The following is a 21,600-nucleotide window of genomic DNA, read 5'->3' as shown; positions in this document are numbered from 1 at the left end:
TTACGTTCCTTCTATGTGGCTCTTAGGTAACAACTCTTTTTAATGCTACTTTGTCATTTTAGGGGGCTACTAAAATTCCATCAAGATGTTTTAGAAATATAGTAGGATCTAAAGTAGCGAGTTCAATTATTCGTTTTTCTAAATATATTCTGCATACGGTTTGAACGTCACCGAAAGTCAGTCGTTTTTTTTTTTTTTTCGAATTCTTTGATTGCTTTTCCGTGCTGTAGCCATTGCATCATACTGTAGGTAACAATGCATAACGTCCAATGTCGAAGAATTCTATCTATGCTTCTTACTTGATATTCATCAGCCCCTAAAAAGTCTTTGACCTCTCGATAAAAAACTTCGATCCAATTTCTTCTGTGATAGTAGTGGATAACAGTGTTATCGCGCAATTCAGTGGCATTGGAAATAAAATAACTTACTTCCGCATTTTCCCAATCACCAATTCTATCAGTTTCAATTATCACTCTTCTTTTTCCGCTTAATCCTTTTACTTTCAAATCCATCCGAACAAAAAAATTTTCTTAATCGAGCCATCAGATAATTGAATATCCAAGGGTCGAAATGCGTCATACGCTAGATATATGTGATACTTTTATTTACAGGTTTAGACATCTCACTCCCTAGGGTCGTTCGATATGTAACTAACTCACTTATCTTGTGCTCACTGCTTTTTAAATCATTAGGAAATTTGTAAAATATATTTCGATTACTCTTAATGGCTACGATATACTTTAAGCCTTTAGCCTCTAAATAGTCAGTAAAATTAGGGCTAGAACCATACCATGCATCAGCAACAACAAACTCAAATTTGACACCTCGTCTAATAGCTTCTTCAATTAAGGAAATTGCAATCTCTATCTTTGTCGCAAATTCTTGCTCTTCTTTTGTTTTAGTTTTATCTTCTGGAATAAAAGCTTTTATGTCTAAAGGTAAATGCTTAAACTCACTCACTAGATGTGAGGTTACGAATACGTTGCCGTTAGCCACTTTTCCAACTTGACCAATATATTGGTAGCCTGCGCCTTCTGTCGAGCTACCTCTTTTTACAACCCCCGAATCATCAATTACCAGTATTGCTTTCTTTGTTGGATAAGAGTCACTATGCTCTCGCATAAAATTAATCCGAATTTCATTCATCTCCTTTTTGTCCCAAGGAGAAGTCGTCATGAAATGGTGAAGGTTTTTGATAATCCTGTTCGATTATCTTTTCGGAAATTTTTTCAATATTTTTTACGCTTTATTTCTGAACTAAAACCTTTTAGGGTCTTCTCAAAATATTCTTTTTGCTCTTTCCTTACCCATAATGAATCGAAAGAATCTATATACCCTCTAAATAAATCGGAACGCTCGTTAAGTATGAAATCCACACGAACAATATTTTAAATCCTTTAGTGTGTAAAATCTTTATTTCAATCGCGATTTGACAAAGTCGCATTAATAATAACCATTGTGAATTCTAGATAAATTTACTACGTTACTATGTCGGCTATCGTTCGAGATTTCATCAAATAAGACTGAATAGAGTATCAGATAATTAATTTGAGAATCATTTTAAAAAAAAGATTGCTTTAAAGTTTATATTTCGCTTTCAGTGTTTTTTAACAGTAATGCTCATTGCTTACAGTATTAAAACAGACGTTAGGCGCAAAGCCTACCCTAGATTTATGAGGCAACGATTATTTACCTTGAGTGGGGTGAATAAATTATATTCATTTTACTATTTGTTATCCTGAATACTAAATCTAAGAGAGATTTTTTTTTATGAGAAGAGATTTTAAATTCATAGGCTTTTTATTTTTCTTTTCATTTTCCATTTTTTCAAAAGAAATAATTACTATATCAAACTTTGAACCATTTGAATCGGAAAGAAACCCAACGTTAGAGGATAGACTACTACAAGAAGTTCGTTCTGAATTAGAAAAAGACAATATTGAGGTAAGAGTATTAAAAGGTAGTTTGGATGAATCTTTAAAAGAAGCTAAAAGTCTTGGGGCAACAATACATATTGGAGGATACTATCGAAAAACCAACAAGCTGCCCTTAGATATTTTTACCCAATTGTATTCGATTGAAAAAGGTGTTATCATTGATGCAAACAGTGCATCCTTCGATTACGAATCTGGTTCCAATATAGAATATGATCCGATTGAAATTGAAAAATTAGACACAAATAGAATCCAAGAGGTCTCTAAAAAACTTTCTATTCAACTGAGGCTTAACCCTGAAAAGAAAGTCCAACATCAGGGAATTAATGACAACCTTATCAATCAACCTCTCTCTAAAAAATTACAATTCCGACTTCCTGAATCAGGAAAGGAGATAATTAAGAAAGATACTTTCGACATCATGGCAGGCAAAGAAGTAGAAACCGCTTCCCGAAGTAAAGAAAGTATCTTCGATGCACCGGCAACTATTATGGTTATCACAGAAGAAGAAATTAGAAGTAGAGGCTACACCAGCTTACCCGAAATCATTAATGACCTGCCAGGATTTGATGTGATTGATACAAATGGCTCAACATATGTAAAGCCGTATATGCGAGGATATAGAACTTCCGGCGGGCAACGAATACTATTCTTGATTGATAGTAAACCCCAAAACGAACTTTGGTATCAGCATATTGTTTTGTCACGACAGTTTCCAATTACAGGTATAAAAAAAATCGAAGTCCTCTACGGTCCTTCTTCCGTTGTCTATGGACCTAACGCTTCTCAAGGTATTATTAATATCATAACAAAAAATGGTTCTGAATTAAAAAAAGATGGAACGAATACGACTATTTCATTGCAAAACGGTAGCTTTGATACAAATGCGATAGACGCTACAGTGACTGGAAAAGCAGGCGAACTTAGTTATGCCGCATCATTACGATATTTTAAAAGTAAAGAGCCTGATTTATCTCAAAGAAAATTTGATAGTTATACCAATAACTACTTTTATAGCAATCCAGCCAACTGGGGTCCTGTTTTAGATTATTCAGCCAATGGAAAAAAATTTGGAAAATACCATGATCCAACTTTAGACAATGGTTTGCTTGGAAGTATCATGTATAAAGGTCTTAAACTAGGAATTATTTTTTATAATACAAAAGAAGGTTTTGGGGCAACGTATACTGGTGATCAAGTTCAAAACAATTCTTCTTGGGGTTATGACGCTAAGACCTATTACGCGGAATATGAAAAAGTTTTTGCAAATAAATTTAGAAGCTTCACACAAGTCTACAATCGATACCACAATATACAAGGAGATTGGACGGAATCCTACCCAAATGGAGATGACAGTTTAGTCAGCAATACAAATTGGTCTTCTATTAATAAGGCTACCGGAGTCAGTCAACTTTTTGAATTTCAGGTTACTCGAAATCTTAAATTCAACAGTGGAGTAAATCTAACAAGTAGATTGTTAAGCAAACAATTTGACACTGCTGGTTATTACAATGTGTTTAGTTCCTCTCTTCCAAACGATCCAGATAAATATCCCAACGGCTACTCTGTAGTATCTTCAACAAGTAAAGAATTACCAATAGCCCCTATGCCATCCGAAAAACAGAATCCTTTGAACACTACATCCATCGAGGACTTAGGTGGATATACACAGGCAATTGCCGATTTAGATAAGTTTAGATTCAGCGCAGGGATTCGAAAAGATCAAAATTCAATTTATGGAGGCACGGTTAATCCGAGAGTATCCGCAATTTACAAATACACTCGAATGCAATCATTGAAATTGGTTTACGGGGAAGCTTTTCAAGAACCAACTATGGCTCAAATCTACGGAGACGGTGGAGTGTCGTTAGGCGCTGCACCTAACCCATATTTGAGACCAGAAAAAATCAGATCTAGTGAAATTATATGGATTTTACAGGGGAAAAATTTCTTCAATGAAATCAATACTTATTATAGCAGATATGACAGAGTCATTGAACTCAATACACAAAGTATATTTGGAAAAAGAATTTATGGTGCGGAATGGAAAATCAATTACTATCTGAAAAACCCCATCCCTACCTCCGATAAAATTTCTTTATTCTTTAATTATACGTTCACAGAATCTCTAAGCAGCACGACATTCAATCGGGAGACTGGAACTTTTCAGAATGGAACTACCATGTTTGGACAATATGAAAGCATTTACGATAATTTAATTTATCCAGATACACAAACGCCTCTTCCAAGAACTAGAAAGTATTATCATACAGGAGACATTGCTAAGAATAAATTCAACGTTGGATTTAATTTACCACTCTTCGGGCGATTCAATATTAACCTCAGAGGAAATTATATTGGACAGCGAGGGTTATATTCGACGAATCCGCTACGGAACCAAGGTATTAAAGTAGATCCCTATTTTCTTTTGAATGGTGCATTTACCGTAAACTTTGAAAGCTATGGATTTCTTACCTTTAAAGTTTTAAATATGTTAAATCATTTTTACTTACAACCCGGAGTAGAGTATGCCGGTGGTGGAAACATGTTTTGGGAAAGATCGGCGGATTATCGAAATTCAATTTTACCGCAACCCGGTAGATATTTCCTTATTAATTTGACACTAACATTTTGATCGGGAAATAAAATGAAGTATACTAGAAATAACATTCATAATCCAACTTTTTTCCCTAAACAGAAACAGCGTTTACTAAGTATTTGCCTCGTTGTAATCCTAATTCTATTTTTTTCTATAAGTATATTTCCAAACGAGAATGAAGAAATAATAATACTTGTTTCTTCTACGAATGCTCTCTACATGAAAGGGATTACTGGATTTCAATCATCATTCAAAGGTAAATCAAAAGTTGTTTTCTTACAAGATATTCAATCAAAAGAATCAGAGGAAAATAATTTCTTTGAAGAGTATGAAAAATCTAAAAAACCATTCATCGTTACATTTGGGAAAGAGGCTACGAATGCTGCGATTGCAGAGTTAAAGGATACACCGATTCTTTTTTCCTTTGTAAATTCTTCTAGAACCTTATTCACTAAAAAAGAAAATCTTTGCGGATACGACCTCGAAATCCCTGTCAAAGAATATTTTAAAACACTCAAAGAAATAAAACCAAACGCAAAGAAGGTATATTCCATTTACAGTATCAGCGAGGCAAAGTATATGATACAAGAAGCGGAATACGAAGATATTTACCAGGAGTTAATTTTAAACTCTTCCTCCGTTGGGTCTAATGAAGAGTTTGCGGAAACATTCGCAAATTTAGTAGCTGGCTCGGATGCATTTTTACTTGTTCCTGATCCCATCTATGGAGAAGAAAATTTTTCTGCCATATCCGAGTATTGTAAAAAAAATGGGATTATACTCATGACATATTATCCTGCGTTAGTTGATATTGGAGCGACATTTGCCATTATCCCCGACTATACGAGCGTAGGAGAGCAAACAGGAAAATTGGGAAGTGACCTTCTAACTAAAAAAACAAAATGTCATATAGGTCCTGTATCAGTTCCTGAAAGTCGAAGGCTTTATCTAAATCAGGAATATGCAAAATCATCTGGCATACAAATTCCACAGACGGTCTTGAATAAAGTAGAGTCTGATAAACTGTTGAGTCTTGGAATTGATTTATATTATAAAGGCTTGTATCAATCCGCGAGTAATGCGTTTTCAAAACTTTTTAAAGTCAGAGCCAACCAATGAAACTGCAATATATTATCAAAGGAAAATTCGATATATTCTAAACAAAGATGAATTTGAAAAAATAAATTCTTTGGCAGAGAATGCCTTCAATAAAAAGGAATACAGAAAAGCCTCCGAGTATTACGGAAAGATTCTACAAATCTATCCAGAAAACGAAGAGATACGAGAGAAGCATAAGAATGCAATTCTTTCGGACAGTGAAGAAATAAGGACACAAGCAAATAATTCCTATAAGAAAGGAGATTTATTTAATGCTATTCGAAAATACTTGGAGGCTGTGAAAGTCTATTCAGCGAACACGAAAGCAAAAGAAGAATTAGCCGCTCTGAGAAGAATTGAAAATAGTAAGACGAACAGTTTTATTCAGGAAGGATTGTCTGCCTATAATACAAGAAAGTATCCACGGTCTATAGAAATTTTTGACAATGTTCTTTTGTTAGATCCAGATAATAAAGTAGCAACAGAATATCTAAGACTTTCCAAAATAAAAAAAGAGTCTTATGAAAAACTAATAAGATGCAGAAAAGAAAAACTTGCAGGTTGTGAATTGTTAAAATGAAAATAAGATATAAACTGGTATTAATTATCTTTCTCATGCTTGTCGTGACACTGCTTCCGTTAGCTTGGTTAGCAATTGTAACGAGTCAAAAGATTATTGTAGAAAATGCTTATGCGTTATGCGAAAGCTTATCTGAAATTATTTCCAACGTGGCAAAAGAAGAATTGTTTATGAATTCAACCTATGAAGGAACTGATCGCGTAATTCATGGTATGGATACGGATTCAATTCGAGGTTTAAAAAGTATCGACATTATAAATGTAGATGGCGTATATGTGGAAGGCACAATTGATAGCAATAAAGGAAAGAAAATTTCTCAATCAGAAATTGATTACATTAGAGAAATTACCAAATTAAGTTATCGAGAAATAAAATCTGAAAATACTTTTCTATTGCGTTTTACTTATCCCATATTCATTGAACATGAAGAGGGGCAAATGAGAATTGGCGCAGCCATATTCGATTTTGACAAGCGAGTATTATTTCATCATGTAGACAATATTCAAAGGCAAATTATAATTTATAGTATAATTATTATTTTAATATCTATCGTATTTACTTTTTTTATTTCCAATTATTTCACAAAGCCGCTCCAAGTTCTAAAGGCAGGAGTCGAAACAATTCGAACAGGCAATTTAGATCATCAGATATATATTAGTAGTAAAGATGAGATCGGAGAACTTGCTGATGATTTTAATAAAATGGCAATTGCTTTAAAAAAGACAGATGAATTAAAGAATGATTTTCTTTCAAACACTTCTCATGAGCTTAGAACTCCTTTGAATGGTATTATTGGAATTGCCGAATCACTTCTAGATGGAGTTTCGGGACAAATGTCAAAATCTGGAGTCCAGAATTTAAGTCTGATTATTTCGAGCGGCAAACGGCTAGCATCCTTAGTAAATGATATTCTAGATTTTTCTAAGTTAAAGCATAAAGAGTTGCATATCCATTTAAAACCAGTAGATATTCATTCCGTCACGAATCTTATTCTAAGATTATCAGAACCCCTAATTAAAAACAAAAATCTAAAACTAATCAATAATATTTCTGAAGACACTCCGGCGGTTCTAGCAGATGAAAACCGCTTGCAGCAAATCCTCTATAACCTCATTGGAAATGCTGTTAAATTCACACAGGAAGGAACAGTAACTATTGCGGCTGATTTGAATTTGCCGACCACCGAATCGATTCCATTGATTCGAATTTCTATCATTGACACAGGAATCGGTATCCCCGCGGATAAATTGGAAACTATATTCGAATCTTTTGAACAAGTAGATACTTCTAATACAAGAGAATATGGTGGCACTGGACTAGGATTATCTGTTACAAAACAACTTTTAGAATTACAGGGTGGGAAGATATTTGCAGAATCAGAACTTGGAAAGGGCTCTAAATTTATATTTACTTTGCCGGTTACTAATGAGAAGCCGCAAGAAAATGAAGAGAGTGGAGTCACAGAACTAATTTCTACTGTGGAAGATAATCAACCAGAAATTATACATGTGAATTTAGAAAACCCTGATCCTATTTTGAATCATCTAAATCTGAGTAGCGCAAATCATATTTTAGTTGTAGACGATGAGCCAATCAACTTACAAGTTATATCAAATCATTTTTCTCTTAGAGGTTACAGGGTAACTACGGCAAATAACGGCAAAGAAGCGTTAGCTGCATTAGAACATGAGAAACCCGATATTGTTCTTTTAGATGTAATGATGCCGATGATGACTGGTTTTGAAGTAAGTCAAAAAATCCGAGAAAAATATGATATGAATGAACTTCCTGTTTTATTTTTAACTGCTAAAAATAGATCCAGTGATTTAATGGCAGGCTTCAATGCAGAGGGAAATGATTATATTGTAAAACCATTTTCAAAAGAAGAATTACTCTCCCGCGTGGGCGTTCATATTAAACTAAAAGAAAAAACTGAGCAACTAATAGAGTATAACCTCAATCTAGAACATAAAGTAGAAGAGCGCACACAGGAATTGGCGGAAGCAAAATCCGAAGTAGAGGAAATCAATGAACTCATTCGTGATCTAAATTCAGTAAGTAGTCTAACTGGCGTAATGACTTATTTGATTTCTTATTTAGAAGTTAAATACAATTATACAGATTATTTTTTATGGCTAGTAGATTTCGAAAAAAAAGAATTTTACAACGGTTGTGTTTTCTCGAATACCTTATCACCGGAATCAATATCCTATTTTCAAAACATTCGAATTCCATTTACGGAAGATTCGGGTAGTTTATATATTACTTATAGCCTTCAAAAAACTATTTATCTGCCTTTAAATGCAAATCCAATTTTTGGGTCGATTGATCATGACTTAGTAGAAAAAGCTGACTTTCGTTATTTCTTTGAAATACCTCTACTGATATACAAAGAAGCAATTGGAATTTTATGCCTTCATAAAGCTAGAGACGTTACTGAAATTTCGAAAGAAGAACAAAAAAAATTAGAAAAAATTTCCGGTCAAGTCGCTGGCTCGATACAGAATGCGAATCTATATAAAGTTTCGCAAGAAGCTACAGAAGAAGCAAAGGTAGAGCGTAAAAAATCTGATAAGTTACTACTGAATATCCTTCCTGAAGAAGTTGCGGAAGAGCTAAAAGAAAAAGGAAGTGTCACACCTGTGCTCTTCGAGCAAACGAGTATCATGTTCACAGACTTTAAAGGATTTACAATGATTGCAGAACATTTAACTCCGCAGGAACTTATCAAAGAATTGGATGGCTGTTTTTCTCAGTTTGATAAGATAACAGGGAGAAATAATCTAGAAAAATTAAAGACGATCGGGGATGCCTATATGTGTGCTGGAGGCATACCAAAAGTAAACGCAACTCATGCAATCGATTCTTGTCTCGCTGCCGCAGAAATTCAAAGCTTCATGCGTCAGATGAAAGAAATAAAACAAGCAATGAATATACCTTACTGGGAGTTACGCCTTGGTATTCACTCTGGTCCTGTGATGGCAGGGGTGGTAGGCGAAAAGAAATTTGCATATGATGTCTGGGGCGATACTGTTAATACCGCAAGCCGTATGGAATCAAGTGGAACACCCGGAAAGGTTAATATCTCTTATGCGACGTATGAACTAGTGAAAGATTTTTTTGAATGCGAATATCGTGGCGAGATAGATGCCAAAAATAAAGGAAAAGTAATGATGTATTACTTGCTTCGAATAAAACCGAAATATTCAAAAGATGAAATTGGTCTAGTCCCGAATGATGAATTCTGGGAAAAATATAAAATGATTCGAGATTTAAAGCACTAAAGGGAGACATAGATTTTACACAAACCTAATAAAATGGATATTTTCTTTAAAAGTTTAATTTAGCATTTGACCAAATTAGAAAAATTTGCAAACTTACTTAAATTCTATGGATTCTTATTTTCCTGAAATCTGAGGCAAAAAAATATGAGACAAATGATTCAATTTCTTCTTATCTTTTCCTTTTTCACGCAAATACACTCTCAAGCGGAAAAGAAATTTATTCCACAAGTTATTAGTTCCTTAGAAGAAATCACTAATTTAGATAGCAGTAAAAATTCAAATTGGTTTGTTTCAACGGAAGATTTGAATCCAGATGAATTTAGCCGTAATTTTTTAGAGAAAGGGGAAAATAAAATCGAATGGATTGCGCATACCATTCCCTCTCGATTTGTTAAGGCTAATTATAATAAGCCAGAACTCCATAAAATTTGGATTGCTAAAACTTTTATTTTTCCACCAACGATTAATACTAATTCCGTTTCGATTCGTCTTGGAACGATAAGCGATAGAGATAGAACTTATTTCAATGGGATTTTGATCGGTGCGACTGGAGAGTTCGGTCAGAATTATCCATCTGGCTATGACAAGGTTAGAATTTATGAGATTCCAGATAATCTACTTCGCAAAGGTGCTGAAAATATACTATTAATCGAAGTAGAAGAATACTTTCTCGGTTCAATGGGCATAGAGCAAGACAAAACAGAAATTGGTCCAACACGAATGGTAGAGAAGAGCTTTATCAACTTCGAATACGTAAAACTTGTTCTGCTGATGATTTACCTTGTTGTTGGGATTTATTATTTATTTTTATTTGCGAGAAGAAGAAAAGAGAAGGAAAATCTTTTTTTTGGTGTATTCACTATTATGCTCGTGCTCTATCAAATAATGCGAAATCAATTACGCAATGAGTTTCATTTTGATTTTGCTATGATTAAGAAATGTGAATACATGGTAATAGTCGCTGTAGTTCCAATATTTGCACATTTTATAAGGCAATTATTCAAATTTAAATGGAATATCCCTCAGAAAATAGCAGATGGAATTTTATTTTCAATTTTTATTTATGAAGTAGTTATAACTAATATTCGACACTATAATTTTATCAATACTACAATCGTTCAGCCAATATGGATTGTATATATGATTTTCATTTTCTATTTTTTGATAGTTCGAATGAGAGAAAAAAATATAGATGCAGTTTTTATTTTCTCTGGAGTTGCTGTTATTTTTTGCGCACTTGTCGTAGATACATTAAGCACGAGAGGTGTTTTTATTTTTCCTAAAATTATGGGATATGCTTTTTTCTTTTTTATTTCAAGTTTAGCCATTATCCTCGCTAACAAATCGGTTCGACTCCAAGAAGAAGTAGAAGAGCTAAATGAAAACTTAGAAAAGAAAGTTGCTCTTCGGACAGAAGAACTCAGTCTTAGTTTGGAGAATGTGAAGAAATTAAAAATGTCACAAGACGGAGATTATTTTTTAACATCTCTTCTAATTAAACCACTGGGTAAGAACCATGCTGAAAAGAACCAGGTATCTATTGACTTTATTGTAAAACAAAAAAAGACTTTTGAGTTTAAAAACAAAGTCTCTGATTTAGGAGGAGATCTTTGTCGTGCTGAGAGTTTAATTCTACGCGGGCGGAATATGACTGTTTTCTTCAACGCAGATGCAATGGGTAAATCCATGCAAGGCGCGGGCGGTGCTCTTGTGATGGGCTCGGTATTTGATTCTATTCTAGAAAGAACACGACTCAGTAAAGTTGTGCAAGATGAATATCCAGAAAAGTGGCTTAAGAATTCTTTTATCGAATTACACAAAGTATTCGAAAGCTTTCAAGGCTCTATGTTAGTTTCTATCGTAATGGGGCTAATAGATAACAGAACAGGTCTTATGTATTTTATCAATGCAGAGCATCCCGTGAGTATCATCTATCGGGACGGAAAAGCAAGCTTTATAGATGAAGATTTTATATTTAGAAAATTGGGAACTGAAATTGCACAGAGCTATATTTATGTAAAAATATTTCAGATGAAAGACGGCGACATTGTAATCAATGGCTCTGATGGGCGCGATGACATTATTCTACTCGATGAAAAAACAGGCGAGAAAAATCTAAATTATGACCATACTCTTTTTCTCGGAACCGTTGAACAATCAGAAGGAGATATTCATTCTATTGTAGATATCCTTTATAAAAAAGGAGAGATTACAGATGATTTGTCGCTCATGAGTATTAAATTTTCAAACCATGAAGTAATCATTGAAAACGATTCAGCACGAGAAAAAATAAAATCCCTCATCCAGGCAAAGAAATTTAGCGAAGCAGTCTTAATCGCAGAAGATCACCTAACACTGAGTCCCTCCGATACAGAATCTATTTTTCTTTTATCTTACGCTTATAAAAAAGTAAAAAATTTCAAAGAAGCAATAAAGGCAGGAGAGCGAGTTCGACTAAGAGAACCAGGTCATATTCGAAATCTAGTCAATCTAGCTCATTGCTATTTTAGAATGAAAGATATGGAGCGTGCTAAATATCTTGCTGGATTAATTCCAGAAGGCGGAAGAGAAAAAGAATTTGCGAAGATATTTTTGATTGAGGAGTAATCAGTGTTTACAACTCTGTTGGTGAACATGCATTAGCCGCAAGTTCCAGAATAATACAGATGCAATTAAGAAAGCACCGAGAGCATCTGCCCAGGGTTTAAATGTGATAGGAATAAAAATACCTACTATTAAAACTAGGATTGCCAGGAAGAAAAATGCAATCAAATGAAAGTTTTTGTGGTTTTTGTAACCGGTAAACAGGGTGTATGCCCCAATAATTACGGAAGTCAAAATGGAAAGGTGTTCAAGCATCTCATTTTCAAAAAAAGCAACTCCAGCCAGGGGAGCAATTAGAATGATAAGGGGAAACGCCATACAGTGTATTGCGCAAGCAAGGGATAAAAACATTCCTACAGCGCTAATGGATTCTAAATTGGAAAAATTCTTTCTGAGACTGGTTAACATTCTGTTTTTATTTCTCTATTTGTGCAACATAGTTGCACAAACTAGAATTGTCAATGTCTTTTACTCAATGCCCAAAGGATTGCCATGGTTCGATAAACTAACAAATGGCGCCGACACTGAAGCAAAACAAACTCAGTAGATACCGATGATAAAACTAAATCAGCCTTTACAAAAATGTTACAATCCTAAAATTTGAGTTTTACATGAGGAATTAAATGAAAATATTAAAGAAAATTTTGCTCAGTCTATTTGTGATTCTAATCGCAGGAGTCGTCGGGATTTCTGCTCTCGTTTATGGTTTAACGTATCATCCTTCTGATTTACAGGAAGAAAAAGTAACCTGCAAGGCAAATCCGCCAATACTTAAGCCTGGACAAAAATTGAAAGTTCTTAATTGGAATGTGCAATTCATGGCAGGAAAGAAATATGTTTTTTTCTTTGATGTTCCCAAAGGGGACGGACCACATGAAAGACCGGAAGCGAGTGAAATTTTAACTACTCTTAAAGAAGTTGCACGGGTGATTAAGGATGAAAGTCCTGATGTGATTCTATTACAAGAAATGGATGAAGATGCAAAGAGAACGGATAACCAAGATCAGCTCGTGGAATTGATGAAACTTTTGCCGGAAGAATATTCTTGTAGTGCCTCTGCTTTTTATTGGCGAAATAAATATCTTCCACATGCTAGAGTAAAAGGCTCTACTGGATTGAAAGTATCTACTATAAGCAAATATAAAATTGAATCCGCAGTTCGTCATGCATTAGCCATTATCCCCGCAGATCCAATTACAAAACAATTTGGTTTAAAGAGAGCAGTCCTAGAATCTAAAATGCCTATTTCAAATTCTAAATATATCTCTGCTATGAATACTCATCTAGATGCATTTGCTCATGGCTCTGATACTATGCAAAGACAAGTCGAATATTTAAAAAATCTTTTCAACAAAAGAAATTCTGAGAAAGTAGAATGGTTTATTGGAGGTGATTTTAATTTACTTCCGCCTAATTTTGATTTGTCTACACTTATGAAAACCCATCAAGAGTTTTACGCACCAAAATCTGAAATTGGAGTTCTATTTGATTCATTCAAGTCAGCTGTTCCTCTCGAAGCAATGGTAGGCAAAGACAAAGAGCTTTATTATACACATATTGCCAACGATCCAGATGCAAAAGGAAAAGCGGATAGAACCATTGATTATATTTTTCATTCGAATGGAATCCTGACAAAGTCCTATGTTGTAAGACAAAAAGATACGGCTGCGATTTCAGATCATTTGCCGCTGATTGTAGAAATGCAAATTCCGGAGTAGGCAAGCCTTCAAAAACGGAAAAAAGTTTGACTCAAATTTTATAAAGGATGATAATATACTTATGATGACTAAAAACCTAATCACAATTATTTATTTAATTTCGATCTTATTCTTTGTGAACTGTGCAACGATGTTTAGCGATAACAGCTATACCTATACAGTCACTTCAAATCCAAGCAATGCAGATGTAACTGCACAGGATGCTTTGCTGGTTATAGGAAAATACAAAACTCCCTGTAAAATTGATGTAAATATGAGAAGAGACACTGTCTTAAAATTTGAAACCAAGGGATACGATGATAATTACATTGTTTTAGAGAGAGGAATCAATCGATGGTTCTGGTTGAGTTTATTCACAGGCTGGCCAGGGATAATTATTGATTATGCGACAGGCTCCATGTATAAACCGGTGAAAAATAAAACGGAAGTTCATGTTGAATTAAATCCTAGTGGAGCACTCCCCGCTAAAGAAGAAAAAAGCAAGAAGTAGATTTCTATAATTCAAAAACAATGCAACGTATACTTAAGTTTAAACCAATTTACAAAGACAAAATTTGGGGCGGGCGCAAACTCGAGACTATCCTTGGAAGAAATATTCCAGATGGAAATATAGGCGAATCATGGGAAGTGTCTGATTATGGGAATGATTTGTCTATTATCGAAAATGGAAATTTAAAAGGAAAAACTTTTCGAGAAGTGTATAAATCTTATACAAAAGAAATACTAGGCGATGTGTTTAAACCCGAAGAAGACTTTCCTTTATTAGTTAAAATCATTGACGCAAAAGACAAATTATCCGTTCAAGTTCATCCAGACAATGAGTATGCATCTAAAAAAGATCCCGAAAGCTCGGGCAAAAAAGAAGCTTGGTTTATTCTCGGAACAGATCCAGGTGCTGAAATTGTTTGCGGGTTTTGTGAAGCCTTGGATCGTCACCTTTATGCGAAGCTAATCGAGAGTAACCAGGCGGAATCCTGTCTTCAATCTGTAAAAGCGAAAGCAGGGGATGCATTCATGATTAATCCTGGAACAGTTCACGCTATTGGTGGGGGAAATTTACTTTTAGAAGTCCAGCAATCCTCTGATTCAACCTACCGTGTTTACGATTACGGACGGTTAGGTGATGATGGAAAACCGAGAAAGCTTCATTTGGAAAAAGCTTTAGATGTTTTGAATTTTAAAAAATCTTCCGGTGAAGAAATCATTCAACCTGAAAGTATATCTTGGGAAAATGGAGATCGAAAGGTTCTCGCAGCGAATGATAAATTTCGTTTAGAACTTTTAGAATTTTCGAAAGAAATAAACATTCCTCCTTCCTCAAAAGAAAAAGTTTTCCAGATTATTTATATGATTTCTGGTGAGTGTGAAATTGATTCTGAAAAATTGCAAACAGGTAATACCTTCCTTATAACTGCACAGGCAATGCAAGAGGACATAAAAATTAAACCGATTTCGGGAAGCATTCGATTGGCTGTTATGAGTGTTGGTTCCGATTGGGTTACTTATTTGTGAGAGGGAAATATTTTTCAATGGACAGCATGCCTTTTTCAGCCAAACTGGTAAAAAAGATTATAGGTTTATGGAATGATAATAGTAGAAGGTATTGACCACGTAAGCATAGCTGTAACAAATTTATCAGCTTCAGCAAAATTTTATTCTGATTTATTTGATTTTGAAGTCCTAGACGACTCCAATTCAAAATTTACAATCATGACTCTCGATCCGATTAAGGTTAAGTTAGTTCAGGTTGATAAAGTAGAAAATCAGTTGAGCGGAAGTGTAACTCCTGTTCTTAGCTTTGTTATGGATGTGGATGATTTTACCGAGGCGATTTCTGAAATTGAAGAAAAAGGAATCAAGATCGTAAAAGGTCCTGAGAGTGCCGGTAAAGGCGAATCTCTCGTATTCAAAGATCCAGACAATAATTTAATAGAAATTTTCTACCAGTCCTGAATTAAATTCCAATCAAGCACAGAAGGCATTTTGAGGAAACTATTTCCTTGGGATGCCTTTTTTATTTTTACATCGCAGGTCTATCTATGGATATAAAGCCAGCTAAAGAACTTATTAAACTCAGTAAAGAACTCCAAGAGAATTTTAATTCTCGATGGAAATCATTAAATCTTCAGACCGACTACGATCGTGTAGCCTCTTATAAAGAGCAAGCGAAAGAGCCAAAGTTTTGGGATAATGCCGATAAGGCACAGGAAATATCTAAACTGCAAAATGTTTTAGAAAAAAAGTTAAACCCATGGCTCGCGATTAGACAAGAAATTTTAGATTTTCCAGACTTGATTGAAATGACTTTAGAAGAGTCTTCGGACGAAGCTTCTCTTGTAGCGTTGAATGAAGATTATGCGCGACTCTTTGAAGAGTTTACAAAGCTAGAACTCTTAGGGTCGCTTAGTGGAGAGGATGACGGCAATAATGCGTTCTTTAATATCCATCCGGGTGCTGGTGGAACAGAAAGTCAAGATTGGGCAGAAATCTTATTTCGTATGTATAGTCGCTATTTCGAAAAGAAAGGCTACCGTGTAGATATGATTGACTATCAAGAAGGAGAAGGGGCGGGGATAAAGAATGTTACCCTACATGTGCAAGGAGAATACACCTTTGGATATTTAAAAGGGGAAAATGGAATTCATAGACTTGTGCGAATTTCTCCCTTTGATGCCAATAAGCGTCGGCATACATCGTTTGCCTCCGTGCACGTTTCTCCTGAATTACAAGACGATATTGACATTGTTGTAGAAGATAAAGATTTGCGAATCGATACTTACCGCTCTTCAGGAGCAGGTGGTCAGCACGTCAATAAAACAGACTCAGCCGTTCGCATGACGCATATTCCAACTGGAATTGTTGTCCAATGTCAGAACGAAAGATCGCAAATCAAAAACCGTGCTACTGCAATGAAAATGCTAAAAGCAAAACTTTACGAACTAGAAAAGAAAAAGTCCGAAGAAGAAAGCCAAAAAAAATCCGGTGAGAAAAAAGACATCGCATGGGGCTCGCAAATTCGTAGTTATGTATTTCATCCTTACAATCTAATCAAAGACCATCGCACAGATCAGGAAACAGGAAATGTGCAACCAGTCATGGATGGGGATTTGGATGATTTTGTAATGGCGTATTTGAAGTATATATCAAGTTAGCCACTAATTTACAAAAAATTTTACTTGAGAACAGAAAGGCTTTTTGAGTTATGTTTCAACTAAGTCTATGATTAAAGTTCAAAATCTAACAAAATATTATTCTGAAAAGGTTGCCATTAGCGGTTTAAATTTTCAAATCAATAAGGGCGAGGTCGTTGGTCTATTGGGTTTAAATGGATCCGGTAAAACTACCACGATTCGAATTCTGAGTGGATTTTTAATTCCAAATGAAGGCGAGGTATGGATAGATGAATTGAATTCATTTACGGAGCCTCTTGAAATTAAGCGAAAAGTTGGCTATTTACCTGAAACCCCTCCACTCTACGAAGACTTTACCGTTAGCGACTATTTAGAATTTGTCGCACATATAAAGGGAGTTCAAGATATTTCTTCTGAAATTCTACGTGTATGTGAGACGACAAATCTTATAGATGTCAAAGATACCTTCATAGCTCATCTCTCCTTAGGATTTAGAAAGAGAGTTGGTATTGCCCAGGCGCTATTAGGAAATCCTAAAGTGGTTATAATGGATGAGCCGATCAGTGGACTTGATCCGCGGCAAATCGTAGAAATCCGCCACCTAATAAAAAATCTATCAATGGAGCATACAGTCATTATCTCCAGTCATATACTCTCGGAAGTATATTTGGTATGTGATAGGTTTCTATTCTTGCATGAAGGAAAATTGGTTTATGATTATTCTCGCACTCAGTTAGAAAATGAAATGCAGAAAATTTCTGAACTCCATGTTGGACTTAGAAGCAGTTCGAAAATAGCCTGTCAATCCTTCCTTGAAAATATCTCGAAAGAGGCGATTGTAAAGATAGTCGAAGAGAATAAGGACTATTATCTGTTCTCGGTAAAACCTACAGACATCGATTCCTATCGAGATCAATTGCTACTTGGATTACATACAAAAGATTTCAAGTTAGAACTATTGAAGAAAGAAGATCTAACTCTCGAACAATTTTTTATTGATCGTATCTAGGAGATTTTATTATGCAAAATATCAAATGGATTTTTTTGAAAGAATGTAAATTATTCTTTAATACTTATATGGCTGCCCTCGTTCTTGGTGGAACTGCTGTCTTAAACGCACTTCTTGTTTTGATTTCAAATTTTCACGGAAGTAATAATTACGAAGAGGCAACTGTTATTACCTTCTTTAGCTTCATGTCAACGATTATCATTTCTATGATGATCTTATCAATGGGAAGTATAGTAGAAGAAAAAAACAAAGGCACGATGGAATTACTTTACACTTCTCCGATTTCTGATATGGACATTGTTGTGGGTAAATTCCTATTTGGCGCATTCGTATGCTTTATCATAACAGTTTTCATCAATGGACTCTTTCCAGTTTTACTCTATTCTTTCTGGAAGGCTCCACTTTATATTTTCTTTACGGGCAGCACTGGTGTTTTTCTTTTAGGATGCTTCATCTATTCGGTGGGGATGTTCGGGAGTAGCCTCGGAAAAAATCAAATGCTATCTCTACTCATCGCAGTATTAATCGTAATGACTCTCTGGGTATTGGGATTTTTCTCACATTTATTTCAAGCAAAGACTCGCTCGATTTTATTTCATTTGCATATTTTTTCGCACTTCATTGCATTTTCGAAAGGCGTGCTTCCACTTTCGGGATTTGTATTTTTCTTTTCTGGAATTTTTACATTTCTATATCTCACAATCAAATCACTTGAATCTAGACGTTGGGTAGGATAAGAATGAATTTGAATTTACTTTTTCCATTTATTTCTCTCGTTTCCCTTTTTGTTTATTTTATTTCGGCTGACGCATTTACTTCATCCTTTGGAAAATTTCTATGGAGTATTATCGCAGTCTTGTTTGTTTCGGCAGATTTGATTTATAGGTTCATTCAGTCTCGCACAGAAGAAGTGGATACGCAAAGAAGAATGCGCTTTCTTGTTTCAGGCATTGGGCTAAGTTCATTTTTGCTCTATCAATTGCGGGAGTATCTTGATTTTCCGACGGAAGCGGGGATTGCCGAGCAAGCAAGTTCTCTGCCCAAGGTAAGAGATTTTCTTTTAATCTTAATCATTCTTAGCTCCCTAGCATTTTTAATTTTTACAATTCTATTAGAAATCTCGCGCCAATCCTTTCAGGCATATCACAATCTTAAAATAAAAAAGAATTCCATTCTACAAAATACGATTTATAGTTTTCTCTGGATTAGCCCCTTACTCGTCGCTGTAAATTACTTTGCAGTCCAAAAGAATTATAATTTTGATTTAAGTGCTATTGGTAAATTTTCTTTTTCCCCAACATCTAGACAAATTCTTAAAGAAGTTAAAAAAGAAATACAGGTAACAGCATTTTTCCCCCGTCCTTTGGAATCGGATGATAGAACTAGAGAGGAAAGTTTTGCACTTGGATTTATTCGTCCCGAAGTAGAAATTATTCTAGATCAATTAAAATCTGCTAGTCCTTTTATTTCTGTTAAGTTTATAAATGCAGATGTTGAAAAGGAGTTAATGGCAGATTATCCGCAAGTTTCGAATGGAATTATTTTGATTCGAAGTCTTAAAGCTGTCACAGATTCGGGTGCAAATCCGTATACAGAAGAGCGTGTAATTGTTCAGACAAAGAAAGACTTAGAGAGCATTGAACGTAAACTTGTGCAGGGTATTATCAATGTTTCCACTTCGCGAAAGAATATTTATTTTACAGCGTCTAATGGCGAACGCTATGGAGCGGGTTTTCAGAATTTGCCCGATGAACAGATTACAAAGCTAACCAATGTTCTCGCTTTTTACAATTATCAAATCAAAGAGCTAGGTTTTACAGAGGGCTGGCCTGAAAAAATTCCGGATGATGCAGAGGTTCTTTTTATTGCAGGACCGACTCTCGCCTTTTCCGAAACAGCGCGTAATACTATTCTTTCTTACATAGAGCGAAATGGAAAATTATTTATCACGATAGATCCGGCAGGAACAGAGGATTTTTCCTGGCTTCTTGAAAAAGCAGGTCTTGTATATAAGAAAGAGAACCTGCGGCAAGTTGAGGGTAGACCCGAAATTATCGCCAATAAATTTCAGGCTCATCCGATTGAAGAGTTGTTCACTAAAAAAGAAACAGGAGTTTTGTTTTTTGGAAATGGATACTTTGAATCCAAGCCAACGGCTAACACGTCTTTAACCAATTGGACTCTTCTAGAATCAGGATTTAGTGCATTTGCTGATTTGAATAAAAATGGCAAACTAGACAAAGAGGAAAAACAAAATAGTTTTATCCTCGGAACAATTCTTTCTACAAAGGAAGATGCGGCTAATCCTGCTAAGACGGAAAATCCTGCTCGAATCGTAATCTATTCGGGAACTTCTTGGATTACAAACCGTTATTTGCAATACAATCTAAATACTATCCTTGCAGTCAATAGCGTAAACTGGCTCAACCAATCTCCTCTTACCGAAAAAATTATTCCAAAGAAAGAAGAGCTTGAGATTATTTCAATTTCAGATTCACAAAAGATAATTATTTGGTCAGTTGGTTTATTCCTGTATCCAATGCTGGTAGTGTCTTTACTCTCGTTCTATGTGATTGTAAGGAAGCGTAAGAAATGAAAAAGATTTTACTTATTGGTTTAGCTTTTGTTATTTTAGGCGTTGTATTCTTTCTATCAGAAGAAAGGCATGAACAAGGGCTAACGGATGTAAGCTACTGGAAAATCAAGCCAGAAGAGATTCGTTATATTCCGCCTAAGAATAATTCAGAGTTTTCAAAATTTTTTTCTTCTGAAATAGTATTTAAAAAGATAGAAACAGGACTTAAGACTGCGCCGCATTTTACTCTTGAAGGAATTGACACCGATACAAAGCAGCCTTATCTGTATGAAGGAAATTACAATGTAAAAAATCTTTTTACAGAAATGTCTGTGCTCACTACTAAGTCAATCAATTCTGCCAAGCCAGAGTTACTTGAAAAATTTCAAATTTCAACAGAGACTTCTCCCTCTCTAGAAATAAAAAGCTCTTCAAAGATAGAAAAGAAAATTTATCTTGGAGAGGAAACTCGTGATAAGTCGTATCGCTATTTACTTTGCGACAAAGACTTATTTACCGCAGGCTCTCATATCTTTCAAAAATTTTCCAATTCTCCATTTGAACTGAGAGAAAGATATTATACACGATTTGGTGAATTTGAAATCGCTCGCATTCAATTTCAAGCAAATGGAATTCGCCTAACGGTTGAAAATATTCCTGAAGTAAAAAATGGCGTGCAAGTCAGTAAATGGTATAAAGTTGTGAATGGAAAATTCAGAATGAATCCAAATGATGGAGCCAATCTATTTGCCTACTTGCAATCCTTTAAAGCCGAACTTTTTCCTGATGAGCCAGACGGAGAAGGATTTGCTGTAGCTAAGGAGCTTGTTGCATCAGAGACTTTCGCACAAGTAGATGTTTTTTTAATAAATGGATTGCGCATGAAAATAAAGCTTTTCCCTAAAGTCGATTTGAAAAATAAATCCTATTATCCGGTTTTAAAAGAAGTCGAAAAACTTACAGCACAGTCTCCTTCTTATACTACCGAGCAGTCAGTTTCACAAATGCTTGACTTGCTAAAAAAAATTCAATCTGAACCTGAATGGACAGAACCAAAAGGAAAATAGA

General features: G+C 35.0%; 17 protein-coding genes. 14 read left to right on the top strand and 3 right to left on the bottom strand.

The annotated features are described in order from the left end of the window. Positions 1-167: 167 nt before the first annotated feature. Positions 168-473: a transposase gene (locus tag IPH52_01955; protein ID MBK7053806.1), complete on the bottom strand. Its 306-nt coding sequence runs from the start codon at positions 471-473 to the stop codon at positions 168-170. Positions 474-582: 109 nt separating this feature from the next. Next, entirely contained in the window at positions 583-1,176 is a 594-nt protein-coding gene (locus IPH52_01950) for a transposase (GenBank protein MBK7053805.1), read from the bottom strand. A 594-nt stretch (positions 1,177-1,770) separates the two neighbouring features. Between IPH52_01950 and IPH52_01945 the strand changes: the two genes are divergently transcribed. From IPH52_01945 to IPH52_01925, 5 genes are all read left to right on the top strand, one after another. Then, positions 1,771-4,569, top strand: a complete 2,799-nt coding sequence (locus IPH52_01945) for a TonB-dependent receptor (GenBank protein ID MBK7053804.1) — start codon at positions 1,771-1,773, stop codon at positions 4,567-4,569. 12 nt (positions 4,570-4,581) lie between these two features. Continuing rightward, positions 4,582-5,652: a hypothetical protein gene (locus tag IPH52_01940; GenBank protein MBK7053803.1), complete on the top strand. Its 1,071-nt coding sequence runs from the start codon at positions 4,582-4,584 to the stop codon at positions 5,650-5,652. Then, positions 5,612-6,211, top strand: a complete 600-nt coding sequence (locus IPH52_01935) for a hypothetical protein (protein ID MBK7053802.1) — start codon at positions 5,612-5,614, stop codon at positions 6,209-6,211. Before IPH52_01940 ends, IPH52_01935 begins: the two co-directional genes overlap by 41 nt. Beyond that, on the top strand, positions 6,208-9,495 hold the full coding sequence (locus IPH52_01930; GenBank protein ID MBK7053801.1) for a response regulator: 3,288 nt from the start codon (positions 6,208-6,210) through the stop codon (positions 9,493-9,495). The genes IPH52_01935 and IPH52_01930 overlap by 4 nt, the downstream gene beginning before the upstream one ends. A 153-nt stretch (positions 9,496-9,648) precedes the next feature. Continuing rightward, positions 9,649-12,102, top strand: coding sequence for a SpoIIE family protein phosphatase (locus IPH52_01925; protein ID MBK7053800.1), 2,454 nt, complete (start codon positions 9,649-9,651; stop codon positions 12,100-12,102). On the opposite strand, the gene IPH52_01920 is transcribed toward IPH52_01925, so the two are convergent. Further along, the gene (locus tag IPH52_01920; protein MBK7053799.1) at positions 12,103-12,507 is read right to left on the bottom strand and encodes a MerC domain-containing protein; all 405 of its coding nucleotides are present in this window, start codon (positions 12,505-12,507) and stop codon (positions 12,103-12,105) included. It abuts the gene before it with no gap. A 215-nt stretch (positions 12,508-12,722) separates the two neighbouring features. Here IPH52_01920 and IPH52_01915 point away from each other — a divergent pair, with 215 nt between their 5' ends. The 9 genes from IPH52_01915 (at position 12,723) to IPH52_01875 (ending at position 21,599) form a co-directional block, all read left to right on the top strand. Continuing rightward, positions 12,723-13,817 carry an endonuclease/exonuclease/phosphatase family protein gene (locus tag IPH52_01915; GenBank protein MBK7053798.1) on the top strand — a complete coding sequence of 365 codons (1,095 nt, stop codon included), beginning with the start codon at positions 12,723-12,725 and terminating at the stop codon, positions 13,815-13,817. Between the two features lie 61 nt (positions 13,818-13,878). After that, complete coding sequence (locus IPH52_01910; GenBank protein MBK7053797.1) at positions 13,879-14,307, top strand: hypothetical protein; 429 nt, start codon at positions 13,879-13,881, stop codon at positions 14,305-14,307. 20 nt (positions 14,308-14,327) lie between these two features. Beyond that, positions 14,328-15,329, top strand: a complete 1,002-nt coding sequence (locus IPH52_01905; protein MBK7053796.1) for a class I mannose-6-phosphate isomerase — start codon at positions 14,328-14,330, stop codon at positions 15,327-15,329. A gap of 72 nt (positions 15,330-15,401) precedes the next feature. After that, positions 15,402-15,770: a VOC family protein gene (locus IPH52_01900; GenBank protein ID MBK7053795.1), complete on the top strand. Its 369-nt coding sequence runs from the start codon at positions 15,402-15,404 to the stop codon at positions 15,768-15,770. 86 nt (positions 15,771-15,856) lie between these two features. Next, a complete protein-coding gene (gene prfB, locus IPH52_01895) occupies positions 15,857-16,969 on the top strand; it encodes a peptide chain release factor 2 (protein MBK7053794.1) in 1,113 nt (370 codons plus the stop codon). Between the two features lie 67 nt (positions 16,970-17,036). Next, positions 17,037-17,957: an ABC transporter ATP-binding protein gene (locus IPH52_01890; GenBank protein MBK7053793.1), complete on the top strand. Its 921-nt coding sequence runs from the start codon at positions 17,037-17,039 to the stop codon at positions 17,955-17,957. Positions 17,958-17,965: 8 nt separating this feature from the next. After that, on the top strand, positions 17,966-18,694 hold the full coding sequence (locus IPH52_01885) for an ABC transporter permease subunit (protein MBK7053792.1): 729 nt from the start codon (positions 17,966-17,968) through the stop codon (positions 18,692-18,694). Positions 18,695-18,696: 2 nt separating this feature from the next. Then, positions 18,697-20,553, top strand: coding sequence for a Gldg family protein (locus tag IPH52_01880; GenBank protein ID MBK7053791.1), 1,857 nt, complete (start codon positions 18,697-18,699; stop codon positions 20,551-20,553). Continuing rightward, a complete protein-coding gene (locus IPH52_01875) occupies positions 20,550-21,599 on the top strand; it encodes a DUF4340 domain-containing protein (GenBank protein ID MBK7053790.1) in 1,050 nt (349 codons plus the stop codon). The genes IPH52_01880 and IPH52_01875 overlap by 4 nt, the downstream gene beginning before the upstream one ends. Position 21,600: the final 1 nt, after the last annotated feature.

It is taken from the genome of Leptospiraceae bacterium (assembly GCA_016708435.1).
Lineage (GTDB): Bacteria > Spirochaetota > Leptospiria > Leptospirales > Leptospiraceae > UBA2033.
This window is presented reverse-complemented; position numbering and strand designations above follow the sequence as displayed.